13 protein-coding genes, 1 pseudogene and 1 other annotated feature are annotated in these 12,541 nt (G+C 63.3%); of the genes and pseudogenes, 8 read left to right on the forward strand and 6 right to left on the reverse strand.

Annotated elements, in window-relative coordinates; translation table 11 throughout:
• Window positions 1-18: 18 nt before the first annotated feature.
• Complete coding sequence (locus C6W92_RS12600; protein WP_129433768.1) at window positions 19-954, reverse strand: EamA family transporter; 936 nt, start codon at window positions 952-954, stop codon at window positions 19-21.
• A 104-nt stretch (window positions 955-1,058) separates the two neighbouring features.
• Between C6W92_RS12600 and C6W92_RS12605 the strand changes: the two genes are divergently transcribed.
• Window positions 1,059-1,505 carry an Lrp/AsnC family transcriptional regulator gene (locus C6W92_RS12605; RefSeq protein WP_241691156.1) on the forward strand — a complete coding sequence of 149 codons (447 nt, stop codon included), beginning with the start codon at window positions 1,059-1,061 and terminating at the stop codon, window positions 1,503-1,505.
• 88 nt (window positions 1,506-1,593) lie between these two features.
• On the opposite strand, the gene C6W92_RS12610 is transcribed toward C6W92_RS12605, so the two are convergent.
• A complete protein-coding gene (locus C6W92_RS12610; protein ID WP_129433771.1) occupies window positions 1,594-2,259 on the reverse strand; it encodes a DUF1028 domain-containing protein in 666 nt (221 codons plus the stop codon).
• 101 nt (window positions 2,260-2,360) lie between these two features.
• Between C6W92_RS12610 and C6W92_RS12615 the strand changes: the two genes are divergently transcribed.
• From C6W92_RS12615 to C6W92_RS12635, 5 genes are all read left to right on the forward strand, one after another.
• The gene (locus C6W92_RS12615) at window positions 2,361-3,941 is read left to right on the forward strand and encodes an ABC transporter substrate-binding protein (protein WP_129433773.1); all 1,581 of its coding nucleotides are present in this window, start codon (window positions 2,361-2,363) and stop codon (window positions 3,939-3,941) included.
• A 108-nt stretch (window positions 3,942-4,049) separates the two neighbouring features.
• On the forward strand, window positions 4,050-4,997 hold the full coding sequence (locus C6W92_RS12620) for an ABC transporter permease (RefSeq protein ID WP_129433775.1): 948 nt from the start codon (window positions 4,050-4,052) through the stop codon (window positions 4,995-4,997).
• On the forward strand, window positions 4,994-6,859 hold the full coding sequence (locus C6W92_RS12625; protein ID WP_129433777.1) for a dipeptide/oligopeptide/nickel ABC transporter permease/ATP-binding protein: 1,866 nt from the start codon (window positions 4,994-4,996) through the stop codon (window positions 6,857-6,859). Before C6W92_RS12620 ends, C6W92_RS12625 begins: the two co-directional genes overlap by 4 nt.
• Window positions 6,860-7,816, forward strand: coding sequence for an oligopeptide/dipeptide ABC transporter ATP-binding protein (locus C6W92_RS12630; RefSeq protein ID WP_129433779.1), 957 nt, complete (start codon window positions 6,860-6,862; stop codon window positions 7,814-7,816).
• Window positions 7,785-8,549, forward strand: a complete 765-nt coding sequence (locus C6W92_RS12635) for an FCD domain-containing protein (protein WP_129433781.1) — start codon at window positions 7,785-7,787, stop codon at window positions 8,547-8,549. The genes C6W92_RS12630 and C6W92_RS12635 overlap by 32 nt, the downstream gene beginning before the upstream one ends.
• A 109-nt stretch (window positions 8,550-8,658) precedes the next feature.
• Here the strand turns inward: C6W92_RS12635 and C6W92_RS12640 are convergent, their stop codons facing one another.
• From C6W92_RS12640 to C6W92_RS18190, 4 genes are all read right to left on the reverse strand, one after another.
• Window positions 8,659-9,513, reverse strand: a complete 855-nt coding sequence (locus tag C6W92_RS12640) for a universal stress protein (protein ID WP_129433783.1) — start codon at window positions 9,511-9,513, stop codon at window positions 8,659-8,661.
• 14 nt (window positions 9,514-9,527) lie between these two features.
• On the reverse strand, window positions 9,528-11,018 hold the full coding sequence (locus tag C6W92_RS12645; RefSeq protein WP_129433785.1) for a SulP family inorganic anion transporter: 1,491 nt from the start codon (window positions 11,016-11,018) through the stop codon (window positions 9,528-9,530).
• 66 nt (window positions 11,019-11,084) lie between these two features.
• Window positions 11,085-11,141 (reverse strand) — a sequence feature (sul1 is cis-regulatory element that is thought to sense ions involved in sulfur or methionine metabolism; They are found in Alphaproteobacteria).
• Window positions 11,142-11,317: 176 nt separating this feature from the next.
• Complete coding sequence (locus C6W92_RS12650) at window positions 11,318-11,512, reverse strand: hypothetical protein (RefSeq protein WP_129433787.1); 195 nt, start codon at window positions 11,510-11,512, stop codon at window positions 11,318-11,320.
• A complete protein-coding gene (locus C6W92_RS18190; RefSeq protein WP_347232799.1) occupies window positions 11,509-11,715 on the reverse strand; it encodes a hypothetical protein in 207 nt (68 codons plus the stop codon). Before C6W92_RS18190 ends, C6W92_RS12650 begins: the two co-directional genes overlap by 4 nt.
• 355 nt (window positions 11,716-12,070) lie before the next feature.
• On the opposite strand from C6W92_RS18190, the gene C6W92_RS12660 reads away from it, so the two are divergent.
• Together C6W92_RS12660 and C6W92_RS12665 are read left to right on the forward strand one after the other, a co-directional pair.
• Window positions 12,071-12,283: a DUF2892 domain-containing protein gene (locus C6W92_RS12660; protein WP_129433789.1), complete on the forward strand. Its 213-nt coding sequence runs from the start codon at window positions 12,071-12,073 to the stop codon at window positions 12,281-12,283.
• Between the two features lie 29 nt (window positions 12,284-12,312).
• Window positions 12,313-12,541: pseudogene (locus C6W92_RS12665) on the forward strand (MBL fold metallo-hydrolase); the annotation flags it as partial.

Genomic DNA, 12,541 nt, shown 5'->3' on the forward strand with positions numbered 1-12,541 from the left:
GTGACCGGCGGCATGGATTCAGGCGGTGGTCGACCCGGGGACGGTCGGCGGCGCCGGTCGGTGCACCGCCACCCCGATCATGACCAGAACGACGCCGAGGATATCCACCGCGCCCGGAACCTGGCGCAGCACGATGGCCCCGATGATCGTCGCCGATGCCGGCAGCAGCGCCAGCAGCAAGGCAAAGCTGGCGCGTGGCAGGCGCGCCATGGCGAGCTGATCGCAGACATAGGGGATGACCGAGGAGCAGATGCCGACACCGATCCCCGCCAGCACCAGCAAGGGCGCACCAAAGGCGGCGAGCGCTTGCATGAACCCGATCGGCATGACGAAGAGAAACGCCGCCGCCATGGCTGCCCCGAGCCGCTCTACCCCGCCCGAGGCGCCACTTTCGGAAATTCTGTGCCCGAGAACGATGTAGAGAACGAACAGGGCCCCGTTCAGGATCGCCCAGAACAGGCCCAGAAGATCGGATGTCCTTGCCGCGCCATCGGCCGCCAGAAGCGCGGGAATGTCGATCAAGAGCGCGACCCCCGCGACCGCCAGAACGAGCGCGAGCGTGTTGCGCCCGGTCCGTAACCCCCACAGCGCGATTCCGATCGTCCCGATGAACTCTATAGCCGCGACAAGGGCGATCGGCAGCCGGTCGAGGGCAAGGTAGAACGCGCTGTTCATCACGGCGTGGCAGGCGCCGAGCGCCAGCAGGAGCACGCGCTCGCGGTGCGTTGACCGCCGGAATGTTTGCCAGGGCCTCGTGACCGGGGCGAATATCAGCGCCGCCGAGGCGATGCGGAACCACGCGATGCCGAGAACCCCGACGACCGGGAACAGCAGCACGGCCAAAGACGGCCCAAGATAGTGGAAGACCGCAGAGACGCCGAACCATGCGTGCGGAGGGACGGCGTCCGACAGGCGCGACATCGCGCCGGGAGCGTTCGGTGCTTGATCTTTCATCCTGACATGATGCAAGGTAAATGCGGCCAAATATATGGAAAGAAAGTATGTCAAACACGGAATATGCGAATAATAAGGAGGTAAATTCGCGTGAATGCCTTCGTTTGAAAGAAGCTGGGTTTGATGCCATCGACGCAGCGATTCTTCGCGAGTTGGCCGCCGATGCGCGCATCCCGCGGGCCGAGCTTTCGCGGCGCGTCGGCCTGTCGGCACCGAGTGTGGCGGACCGGGTGCGGCGGCTTGAGGATGTCGGGATCATCACCGGATACGGTGCGCGTATCGACCCGGCACGCCTCGGCTATGGTCTGACGATCCTGATCCGGGCGCGGCCGCTGCCAGGAGAGATGCACAACATGATCGAGGCGATCCGCGAGACACCGCAGATCGTCGCCTGTGACCGGGTGTCGGGCGACGATTGTTTCGTCGCGCGGGCGCATGTGCGCGATGTCGCGGAAATGGAGGCGGTTATCGACAGGATCGTCCCCTTCGGCGCGACGAACTCTTCTGTCGTGCAATCCTCACCGATCGAGGAGCGGTTGGTGGAGCTTTGACGGCTGGTATCCGTGCGCCGATTCCTTCTGCCTTTGACCGGCGCGGATTTCCCCTCAGTTATGCCGCAACGCGGCCCGCGCGCCCCGGTCAGTCGAGGGTGCGCTGCCTGTCTCTGGCGGTCGGGACCTGGTCTGTCCATTTCGCATAGGATCCCGTCGTTGCCCTGACATGCAGGTCCCGGAGCGCGCCTATCGGGTCGTCCGGGTGATAGTCGATCCGCAAGGTCAAAGGCGGTTTGCCAGGATGCAGCACCAGTAGCGCGGCGGATAGAAGGCCGCGGTAATCGCCACCTTCCTGTGCGGCCGCGTGAAGCGCCGACAACAGGCGATGATCGAACCCGCCTCGGGTGTGCAGGAAGCGATCCGCCATCGCGTCAAGAACACCTGTGCTGGCCAGCATGTTGCCGGAAACGATCCCGTCCGCGAAGCCCAGGCTGCCCTTTTCCGGTTCGTTCGAGGCGCCGGTAAAGGCGCCGGTCTGCCCGGACAGGTCCAGCGCCGCCAGCTGGCGGTAATCGCGGCCTTTGTCATCGCTCGTGACCCGGTCCACGGCCTGTTCCGCTCCGGCGCCGTTGCGCATCATGTGCAGCACGTCTTCGCCCCACAAGGTCGATGGGGCGGCGCCCTGGCTGGCCGACATCCCGGCCGCCAGATCGCCGCGCAGGACCCAGCCGCCGACACACAGAGAACCCGTTGCGGCGGCGCCGCCGATGGAGCCGGTTTCTGGGTCGCGGGCGAGAATCGAAAAGGTCATGTCGGTCCATTATCAACAGAATTCGGAATTTATCATGAAAAATTGACCGAAGCAATTTATCATGATAAATTAGCCGGATCATGCCAACAGGGAGATCAACGATGACATTCATGACCTGGACCCGCCGGGGGCTGATGGCGGCCGCCACGGGAGCGGTGCTGGCCATCGGCGCCATCACGTCCTCTGCAACCGCCCAAACCCCGCCCGGCGTGTTGATCGTCGGCCAGATCGCTGAACCGAAATCGCTCGATCCCGCAGCCGTGACCGCGGTGAATGATTTCCGGATACTGGTAAATGTTTACGAGGGTTTGACCCGTTACAAGTCCGGGACGCTCGAGGTCGAGCCGTCGCTCGCCACGGACTGGTCGATCAGCGAGGACGGCACGGAATATACCTTTTCCTTGCGCGAGGGCGTAACCTTTCACGATGGCACCCCGTTCAATGCCGATGCGGTGAAGTTCAACTTTGACCGGATGCTGGATGAGACCCATCCCTATCACGATACCGGCCCGTTTCCGCTGTCGTTCTTCTTTGGATCGGTGGAATCGACCGAGGTGGTCGATGACATGACGGTGAAATTCACCCTCAGCGAGCCATATGCCCCGTTCCTGTCGAACCTGGCTTATCCGACCGGTCTGATCGTCTCGCCCGCCGCTGTCGAGGCGCATGAAGAAGAGTTTGGCCGCAACCCAGTGGGCACCGGCCCGTTCCGGTTTGTCGAATGGCGCTCGAACGAAGCCGTGGTCGTCGAGCGAAACGATGACTACTGGGGCGACGCCGCCGGGACCGAGGCGGTTGTCTTTCGCCCGATCACCGATGCCAACACCCGCGTGGCCGAGATGCTGGCCGGCGGTATCGACCTGATGGTCGAGGTGCCGCCGACATCGCTGGGTCAGTTCGAGGGCGACGGTTTCAAGGTTTCAGAGCAGGCCGGACCGCATGTCTGGTTTCTGATCCTGAACGCCAAGGAAGGCCCGTTTGCCGACAAGAAGGTGCGCCAGGCCGCCAATTACGCGATCGACAAGGAGGCGATCGTGAATGACGTGCTGGAGGGCACCGCTACCGTGGCCGCAGGCCCCACGCCGCCCGCCTTTGCCTGGGCCTATAACGACGCGCTGGACCCGTACCCGCATGACCCGGAAAAAGCCAAGGCGCTGATCGCCGAGGCCGGGGCAGAGGGCGCGGAGCTAACGTTCTACGTGACCGAGGGCGGCTCGGGCATGCTCGACCCGGTGCCGATGGGCACCGCGATCCAGGCCGATCTGGAGGCCGTCGGTTTCGACGTGACGATCGAGACCTACGAGTGGAACACGTTTCTGGGCGAGGTGAACCCGGGGCTGGAAGGCAAGGCCGACATGGCCGAGATGGCGTGGATGACCAACGATCCTGACACGCTGCCTTACCTGGCGCTGCGGTCCGAGGCGTGGCCCGACAAGGGCGGGTTCAACTCGGGCTACTACGCCAATGAGAAGGTGGACGAGTTGCTGGACGCCGCCCGCACGGCCACCGATCAGGACGAGCGCGCGCGGCTCTACCGCGAGATGCAGGCCATCGTGCAGGAAGACGCGCCGTGGGTCTTTGTCGCCAACTGGAAACAGAACGCGGTGACCAGCGACCGGGTGGAAAACTTCGGTCTGGAGCCTTCGTTCCTGTTGTATCTGCAAGACGTGGTGAAAAACTGATACCTTCGGTCCCGGGCGCCACGCGTGCCCGGGGCGCAGCCGGAATCCTGAATGGATCTCGGCGCGTTTTCTTGTGAAGAAAACGGCACGGCGCGCGGAGGGGCGATCATGGGCGGCTATATCCTCAAACGGCTGATCTCGGCCATCCCCGTGCTTTTGGGGATCACCATCATCGTTTTCCTGATCATGTCGCTCATTCCCGGCGATCCGGCGACGGCGATCCTGGGATCCTACGCCACGCCAGAGAACGTGGCGAAGATCAATCGCGACCTGGGTCTCGACAAGCCGCTGGTGCATCGATATTTCATCTGGCTTTCCAACATGTTGACCGGAGATTTCGGGCGGTCCTATTCATTGAACCGCCCGGTTATCGACGAGGTGCTGGAACGGTTCAACGCCACCCTGATCCTGGCGGGCACGGCGTTTGTCCTATGCTCGGTGCTCGGCATTCTTGCCGGGGTGGTTTCCGCTGCCCGCCAGTATGGCTTTGCCGACAAGGCGATCACCTTCGTGGTGCTCATCGGCATTTCCGTGCCATCCTTCTTTCTGGGCATGATGATGATCCTGCTCTTCGCGGTGAACCTGCGGTGGCTTCCGGTCAGCGGAATGTTCGCTATCTATGGTGGCGGTGATCTGCCCGACCTGATCCGCCACCTGATCATGCCGTCGCTGGCGCTGGCAGCCGTGGCCACAGGGGTCATCGCGCGGCTGTCGCGGTCGGCCATGCTCGAAGTGCTGAGGCAGGATTTCATCCGCACAGCGCGCGCCAAGGGCGTGCACGAGCGCCGCGTGATCATGGGCCATGCCCTGCGCGCGGCGATGGTTTCGATCATTCCAGTGCTCGGGATTCAGGCCGGGTTCGTTCTGTCGGGGGCAGTCTATATCGAGATTGTCTTTCAATGGCCGGGCGTGGGCCGGATGCTGGTTGACGCGATCCTGACGCGCGACCTGTTGCTGGTGCAGGGGGGCGTCGTTTTCGTTGCGGCCTGCTACGTGATGTTCAATATCGCCGTTGATGTGGCGCAAGGCCTGCTTGATCCAAGGATCAAGACATGACCGCGTTCCTGAAACTTCTCTTTCGCAACCGGCTGGCGGCGATGGGTGCGGTGGTGCTGACCGCTATCCTGATCCTGGTGCTGATCACGCCGCTCCTGCCGCTGCAAAACCCCGACGCCACCGCCACCGCCGATCGTTTCAAGCGGCCCTTTACCGAGGGCTACCTGTTGGGCACCGATCACCTCGGTCGCGACCTGGCCAGCCGCCTGCTGCACGGCACGAGACTGTCGCTGGCCGTCGGTGTCGTCGCGGCGCTGATTGCCGCGACGATCGGCTCAGCCATCGGGATTGTTGCCGGCTATTTCGGCGGGCGCACCGACAACATCATCATGCGCGGCGTCGATATGCTGATGGCGTTCCCCTACATCCTGCTGGCGCTGGCCATCGTCGCCGCCCTCGGCCCCGGGCTGATGAACGCGCTCATCGCCGTGGCGGCGGTGAACGTGCCGTTCTTTGCCCGGAATATCCGCGGCATCACCGTGGGTCTCGCGGGCCGCGAGTTTATCGACGCGGCGCGGCTGGCGGGGATGGGCCATACCCGTATCATCCTGACCGAGTTGCTGCCCAATGTGGCTCCGGTGATCATCATCGCGATGTCCACCACGGTGGGCTGGATGATCCTCGAAACCGCCGGGCTCAGCTTCCTCGGGCTCGGCAGCCAGCCGCCGCAGGCCGATCTCGGCTCGATGCTGGGCGAGGCGCGCTCGGCGCTCATTTCGCACCCGCACACCTCGATCGTGCCGGGGATCATGATCTTTCTGATCGTGATGTCGATCAACCTGCTGGGCGACGGGGTGCGTGATGCGCTTGACCCGCGGCTGCGGTCCGGCGCGCTCAGCCGGCCGCGCGCCACCACGCTGGTCGAACGCGCCGGCGATATCCCCGCTGCCACCGACGACCTGCTTGCCATCCAGAACCTGGAGACCCAGTTCCATGTCGGCAAACGCATCTACCGCGCCGTGGGGGGCGTGTCGCTGGCCGTGAAGCCCGGCGAATGCCTCGGCGTGATTGGCGAATCCGGCTCGGGCAAATCCGTCACAGCGCTCAGTGTCATGGGCCTCGTCGCCTCGCCCCCCGGCGTGATCACCGGCGGGGCGGTGCGGTTCCAGGGCGAGGACCTGATCGGTGCCCCTTATGAAAGCCTGCGCCGGAAGCGCGGTGACAGGGTGGCGTATATCTTTCAGGATCCGCTCTCGACGCTGCATCCGCTCTATCGCGTAGGCGAGCAACTGGCCGAGGCGATCCGGTCACATCACAAGCTCGGCAAGGCCGAGGGGCGTGCGCGGGCCGTTCAACTGCTCAAGGACGTGCGGATTCCCAATGCCGAAAGCCGCGTCGATGACTATCCGCACGAGATGTCTGGCGGGATGCGGCAACGGGTCGGTATCGCCATGGCGTTGGCCAATGAGCCGGACGTGATCATCGCCGACGAGCCGACAACGGCACTGGATGTGACCGTCCAGGCGCAGATATTGTCGCTGCTCGATGATCTGCGACGCGAGCGCGGGCTGGCGATCATCTTCATCACCCATGATTTCGGCGTGGTGGCGCAGCTCTGTGACCGGGTGGCGGTGATGTATGCTGGCCGGATCGTCGAAGAGGGGCCGACCCGGGCCGTGCTGGATGCCCCCGCCCATCCCTATACCCGGCGGCTGATTGCCTGCGTGCCGGAACTGGGGGGCGGGCGGCGCGCACTGGCCGCTATCCCCGGCCTGCCACCGGCGGTGGACGATCTACCGCCGGGATGTGCCTTTGCGCCGCGTTGCGACAAGGCGCGGGAAAGCTGCCGGGCCGGTGACATTCCGCTGGCGGGTACGCACCCGCGTGCCGTGCGCTGCCTCTATCCCGAGGAGGCCGTCTAGATGCCCGCGCTCAGGATCGAGAACCTCGCCAAGACCTTTCCGCTGAAGAAGCCGCTTTTCGGTGCTGCCGCGCCCGGGGTGCGTGCCGTCAGGCCGGTGAGCTTTGATGTCGAGACCGGCGAGACGCTGGGTGTCGTGGGTGAATCCGGTTGCGGAAAATCCACGCTGGCGCGGATGCTGGTGGGGCTGCTGGAGCCGACCGAAGGGCATATCGAGATCGAAGGGCGCGCGCTTGACACCGCCGACCCGGCGGCGTTTGGCAAGCTGATCCAGTACGTGTTCCAGGACCCCAACAGCTCTCTCAACCCGCGCAAGACCATCCGGCAGGTGATGGAGGCGCCGCTGAAACGGCTGCACCGCATGCCCCGGCCCGAGCGCGATGCCCGGATTTTGGAGATTTTTGCCTCGGTCAACCTGCGCGAGGAATTCCTCGACCGCTATCCGCATGAATTTTCGGGCGGGCAGGCGCAGCGGATCGGCATCGCCCGGGCGCTGGCGGCCAACCCGCGGATCATGATCCTGGACGAGCCGGTTTCGGCGCTGGATGTCTCGGTGCAGGCGCAGGTGCTGAACCTGCTGGCTGATCTGAAGGAAAAATTCGGCCTGACCTATCTGTTCATCACCCACGACCTGGCGGTGGTCGAGGCGGTCAGCGACCGGATTGTCGTGCTTTACTTTGGTGCAGTGGTCGAAATCGGCAAGGCCGAGAGCATCTTTGCAAACCCCCGGCATCCCTATACAAAACTGCTGGCGGACAGTGCACCGGTCGTGGGCCGGCCGCTGACCGCGCCCGAACAGAAGGGGTCTGAACTGCCCGATCCGCTAAACCCGCCCCCGGGCTGTGCATTTGCCGGGCGGTGCCCGCGCGCGACCGACCTGTGCCGCACGCAAGTGCCGGAGCTAAGAGAAATGGGAGAGGACCAACTTGCCGCCTGCCACCACCCGATCGAAGACTGAACCGAAGCTCAGCAGACCGGTCCAGGTTGCCGAGGCGATCAAGGATTGGGTGGTTGAGCAGGGATTGCAGGCCGATGACCGCTTGCCCGGCGAGGCAGAGCTGATCGAGCGGTTCGGCATGGCCAAGGGCACGATCCGTGAAGCGATGCGCATTCTCGAGGCGCAGGGTCTGATCAAGACGCGCACCGGCCCCGGGGGCGGCAGTTTTGTCCACGAGGTCAGCCGCCAACGCGCCAAGGCGCTTCTCGGAAACTATTTCTATTTCAAGGGATTGACCATTGACAATCTCTACCAGATTCGTCTGACGCTGGAGCCGGAACTGGCCGCAACGCTCGCGGGCCAATTGCCCGAGGAGGTTCTGCAGCTTCTCGAAGAGAACATTGCCGAATATTCCGAGCCGGCCACGACGCTCGACGAGGAACGCGAACAGCATGTCGCCTCGCTTCGGTTTCACGCCATCCTCGCGGAACAGGCGAAGAACCCGTTGCTTGGGTTCATCATCGACTTCATGGTCAACCTGCTGACGGACCTCACGGTCTATCGGCGCCTCTATTCGCCGCCCAATATCGAGCTTTGGAAACAGGGGCGCGACCACCAGCAACGGCTTGTCGTGGCGCTTCGCGAGGGCGACGCCGATCAGGCGCGTGCCATCATGTCCGACCACATGGAAACCGCGTGGTCCCTGATGCGCCAGCAGGAGGTCGAGATGAAAAGCCGGTTTATCTCTGAATAGCCTCCACCGGGGCCGAGGCTTGATCACTGGCAGGACTGAGAAGGCCGGAATCATCCATCGGTGTGGGCCGTGAAAGCCGAGGGGTCAGAAGACGGCACCGTCATGGAAATCACCGCATGAGGACGACGGGAACCTTGCAGCTACGCACCATCTCGGTCGTGGTGGAGCCGATCACCAGGCTGCGGATGCGGCTGTGGCCATAGGCACCCATCACGACCATGCCGAAGCCTTCTTCCTCGACAAGCGTGCCAAGCTCGGTTTCCGGTTGCCCCTCGACGACACGCGTGTCCGCCTCGATGCCCGCCGCCTTGAGCAATGCTTTGGCATCTTCCAGCCCCTTGTTGATCTCGAGGGTTTCGCTGCCCACCGTGACGACGGTGACTTTGAGATCGGCGAAAAGCGGGCTGCGCGCGATGTGATCCACCGCCTTCATCGACGAGCTGCCGCCGTCATAGGCGACAAGCACCGACTGGATGGGTTGGAACGCGCGCGATGCCACAAAAACCGGCCGATGGGCTGCGCGCACGATGCGTTCGAGGTTCGAGCCCAGATGCCCCTTGGCAAAATCCGCCGCTTCGCCGCGTTTGCCGATCAGGATGACCCGGGCATTCTCTTCGATCTCGGTGATCGTCTCGACGATGTCACCGTGGCGCAGGCGCGTGGTGATCTCTGTAACGCCGTCCTGATCGACAATCGCGCGCGCATCCTCTAGGACGGCGCGGCCGCGGTGGCTGATCAATTTGGCCCGCTGCGCGTCCAGTTCGGCCAGCTCTTCCATCAGTTTCGTTCGCGCCCCGAGACGGATCGAGCCCGAGAGATCCTGCTTCTCGGGGCCGCCACGGCGCCCGAGAACGTGAATCAATTCCACCGGCGCGTCGGTTCTCTTCGCGATCCAGGCCGCGTGATGACAGACGCTTTCCGAATATATCGACCCGTCCACCAATGCGATGATCTTGTTGGTCATGATTGTCCCCTCCCTCAATGATCCATCAACGTGTTCATCGCGCCGGGCTTGTCGTGAATGGCCAGCCGGTCGACGAGGGTTTCGGTCGCGTCATTCATGCCGACGACCTCGACCTCGGCCCCGTCACGACGGAACTTGAGTATCGCCAGGTCAAGCGCCTGAACAGAGCTGATGTCCCAGATATGTGCGCGGCTCACGTCGATCACGACGTGTTCTGGGGCTTCCTTGAAATCGAAGGCATCCATGAAATCCTCGACCGATCCGTAAAATAGCTGACCCTCGACGTGGTAGGTGCGCACACGCCCGTCATCGCTGATCCCGGAGTGGACGCGGAACAGTTGCGCGATCTTGCCTGCAAAGAAAATTCCGGACAGCAGCACGCCCACCAGAACGCCGATGGCGAGGTTATGCGTGTAGACCACGGTCACGACCGTGGCGATCATCACGACAGAGGACGACCGCGGATGGGTGCGCAGCGCCTTGATCGACGACCAGGAGAACGTCCCGATCGAGACCATGATCATGATCGCCACCAGCGCGGCCATGGGAATGATGCTGACCAGATCGCCCAGAACGACCACCATGAACAGCAGGCAGACGCCCGCCGTGAAGGTCGACAGCCGCCCGCGCCCGCCGGATTTGACGTTGATGATCGACTGTCCGATCATGGCGCAGCCCGCCATGCCGCCGATAAAGCCGGTCGCGGTATTGGCAATGCCCTGGCCGACCATCTCCTGGCTGCGGTTCGATTTCGTGTCGGTCAGGTCATCGACGATGTTCTGTGTCATCAGGCTTTCGAGCAGGCCCACGACGGCCACCGCCACCGAGTAGGGCAGGATGATCATCAGCGTCTCGAAGGCGAGCGGGATCTGGGGGATGAGAAAGATCGGCAGCGTGTCGGGCAACTCACCCATGTCGCCCACCGTGCGCACGTCGAGCCCGAGCGCGAACGCCAGGACGGTGAGGACGACGATGGTGACCAGCGGCGACGGGATCGCCGTCGTCAGAAGTGGAAACAGGTAGAGGATCGCGAGACCGGCTGCGACCAGCACATAGGTCAGCCAGGTCACGTCGCGCGGGTCCAGTTCGGGCAGCTGCGCCATGAAGATCAGGATGGCGAGGGCGTTCACGAACCCCGTCATGACGGACTTGGACACGTACCGCATGATGAAACCCAGCCTGAAAACCCCGGCTGCGATCTGCAGCAGGCCCGCCAGGATCGTTGCCGCCAGGAGGTATTGCAAGCCGTGGTCTTTCACGAGCGTGATCATCAGAACGGCGGTCGCCGCGGTCGCGGCTGAAATCATGCCGGGCCTGCCGCCGGTGATCGCGACGATCACGGCGATCGAGAAGCTGGCGTAAAGCCCGACCTTGGGATCGACGCCGGCGATAATCGAAAAGGCAATAGCCTCGGGAATAAGCGCCAGCGCCACGACCAGACCGGCCAGAAGATCGCCGCGAATGTGTCCCAGCCACTGGCTGCGATAGGCGTCGAGTGAAATCATGTCATGGTATCCGATACCGGCAAGGCATGAGGGGCAAAGCCGGAGTGCAAGGGCACGGTTGTTTGTCGTTGTCCGGCGGATCGGCGGCCGGAAAAGCCACCCGGGATTCTTCCCGGGTCCAGGTTCGCTGCGGCGCGGCATAGAGGGTTCCGTGATGGAGCGCAACTCGATTAGATATGGCTCCCCGGATCGCAACACGGAGCAAATGGGTGTTGGTCGCACGGCACACCCCGGGCGCTCCCGGATATGTCACGTCAAAGCACGGGAGAGACGGCACCGACCACTACTGGTGCGTTCGATCAAGCGCAACGGTGCAAAAGCAGCTGAACGGCGGCGTCGTAAGGGGCGGGATATTCTTCCGCGCGCGCCGCGAGCCGGGCGCCTTCAAGAAGCGGCAGCGTGGCAGCCGCCTCCGCGTCAGTACCAAGCACGGCCTTGATCGACCCATCGGCACTGCCCAGTTCAAAGACCCCGGCCAGCCAGTTGACCATCATGGCGCGAAACCGGCTGATCTGTGTGATAACACCTGCAGGCAGGCTTTCCTTGCTGGTCGAAAAGAATACGCAAAGGCACAGGCTTTGCCGCCATCAAGGGCCGTGCGATAAAGGCCGGTCAGCGCCTCGGGGCCCGCGCCCGCGCCCGGCAGGTAGATCGCGCAGACCTCGACGGTAGCTCCGGCCTCCATGATCTTTTGCATCAGGCCCTGCGGACTCATGTCGCGCGGCGGCTGCGGTGCGGTGGCGGGCGCATCCCTGAGCGCGATGTCACCGCCGGGCCGCAGAGCAGGATGCGCGTGCGGGCGCCGTGCTGGACCGCCTGCATGGTCAACACCATCGACATGAGCTGTGTCTGCGGTTCGGGCGAAGTGACAACGGTGACGAGGTTTTCTCGGCGGCCTGCGCGCCGGTTGCGAGGCCCGCAACGGTGGCTGCGGCGAGAAGGATACTTGCCAAACATATTCATATTACAGAATGCTTATGTGACCAAGTCACGGACAAGAAATACCAAAAGATATACTCGGTTAGTGATTTCAATCAAATCGGAGAGACTTGATGACTGCGAATATCGGAACTGTTGACAGGGTGTTGCGCGCCCTCATCGGTCTTGCGCTTCTGGCGATGGCGTTCGGCGGGTTCGTGCCTGCACTGGCCGTGGGTGCGCCGAAATGGATCGCGGTGGCGGTTGGTGTCGTGATGCTTGGGACGGCGGGGGTGCGATTCTGTCCGCTGTACCGAATTTTTGACATCCGCACCTGCCAGCGCTGAGTTCTGGACAAATGAGAAGGGGCGCCATCATGGCAAACTATCCCGTGAACATGGATGTCAAACCGCAGATCGAGGCGTTCTTTGACGCGGCCACGAACACGATCAGCTATATCGTCAAGGATCCCGTGTCCAACGCCTGCGCGATCGTCGATTCGGTGATGGATATCGACTATGCGGCGGGCCGCATCACCCATGAGCATGCCGACACGATCATCGCCCATATCGAGCGCGAGGGGCTGAGCCTCGAATGGATCATCG

The sequence above is a fragment of the Roseovarius sp. A46 genome (assembly GCF_004126395.1).
GTDB classification, from domain to species: domain Bacteria; phylum Pseudomonadota; class Alphaproteobacteria; order Rhodobacterales; family Rhodobacteraceae; genus Roseovarius; species Roseovarius nitratireducens.

Coding starts and splice junctions, on each gene's coding strand:
- C6W92_RS12645 (WP_129433785.1), bottom strand. CDS start 11,018: ATGATTTCACTCGACGCCTATCGCAGCCAGTGGCTGGGACACATTCGC.
- C6W92_RS12600 (WP_129433768.1), bottom strand. CDS start 954: ATGAAAGATCAAGCACCGAACGCTCCCGGCGCGATGTCGCGCCTGTCG.
- C6W92_RS12620 (WP_129433775.1), top strand. CDS start 4,050: ATGGGCGGCTATATCCTCAAACGGCTGATCTCGGCCATCCCCGTGCTT.
- C6W92_RS12650 (WP_129433787.1), bottom strand. CDS start 11,512: ATGATGGTCAACTGGCTGGCCGGGGTCTTTGAACTGGGCAGTGCCGAT.
- C6W92_RS12610 (WP_129433771.1), bottom strand. CDS start 2,259: ATGACCTTTTCGATTCTCGCCCGCGACCCAGAAACCGGCTCCATCGGC.
- C6W92_RS12630 (WP_129433779.1), top strand. CDS start 6,860: ATGCCCGCGCTCAGGATCGAGAACCTCGCCAAGACCTTTCCGCTGAAG.
- C6W92_RS12615 (WP_129433773.1), top strand. CDS start 2,361: ATGACATTCATGACCTGGACCCGCCGGGGGCTGATGGCGGCCGCCACG.
- C6W92_RS18190 (WP_347232799.1), bottom strand. CDS start 11,715: ATGCAAAAGATCATGGAGGCCGGAGCTACCGTCGAGGTCTGCGCGATC.
- C6W92_RS12625 (WP_129433777.1), top strand. CDS start 4,994: ATGACCGCGTTCCTGAAACTTCTCTTTCGCAACCGGCTGGCGGCGATG.
- C6W92_RS12640 (WP_129433783.1), bottom strand. CDS start 9,513: ATGACCAACAAGATCATCGCATTGGTGGACGGGTCGATATATTCGGAA.
- C6W92_RS12660 (WP_129433789.1), top strand. CDS start 12,071: ATGACTGCGAATATCGGAACTGTTGACAGGGTGTTGCGCGCCCTCATC.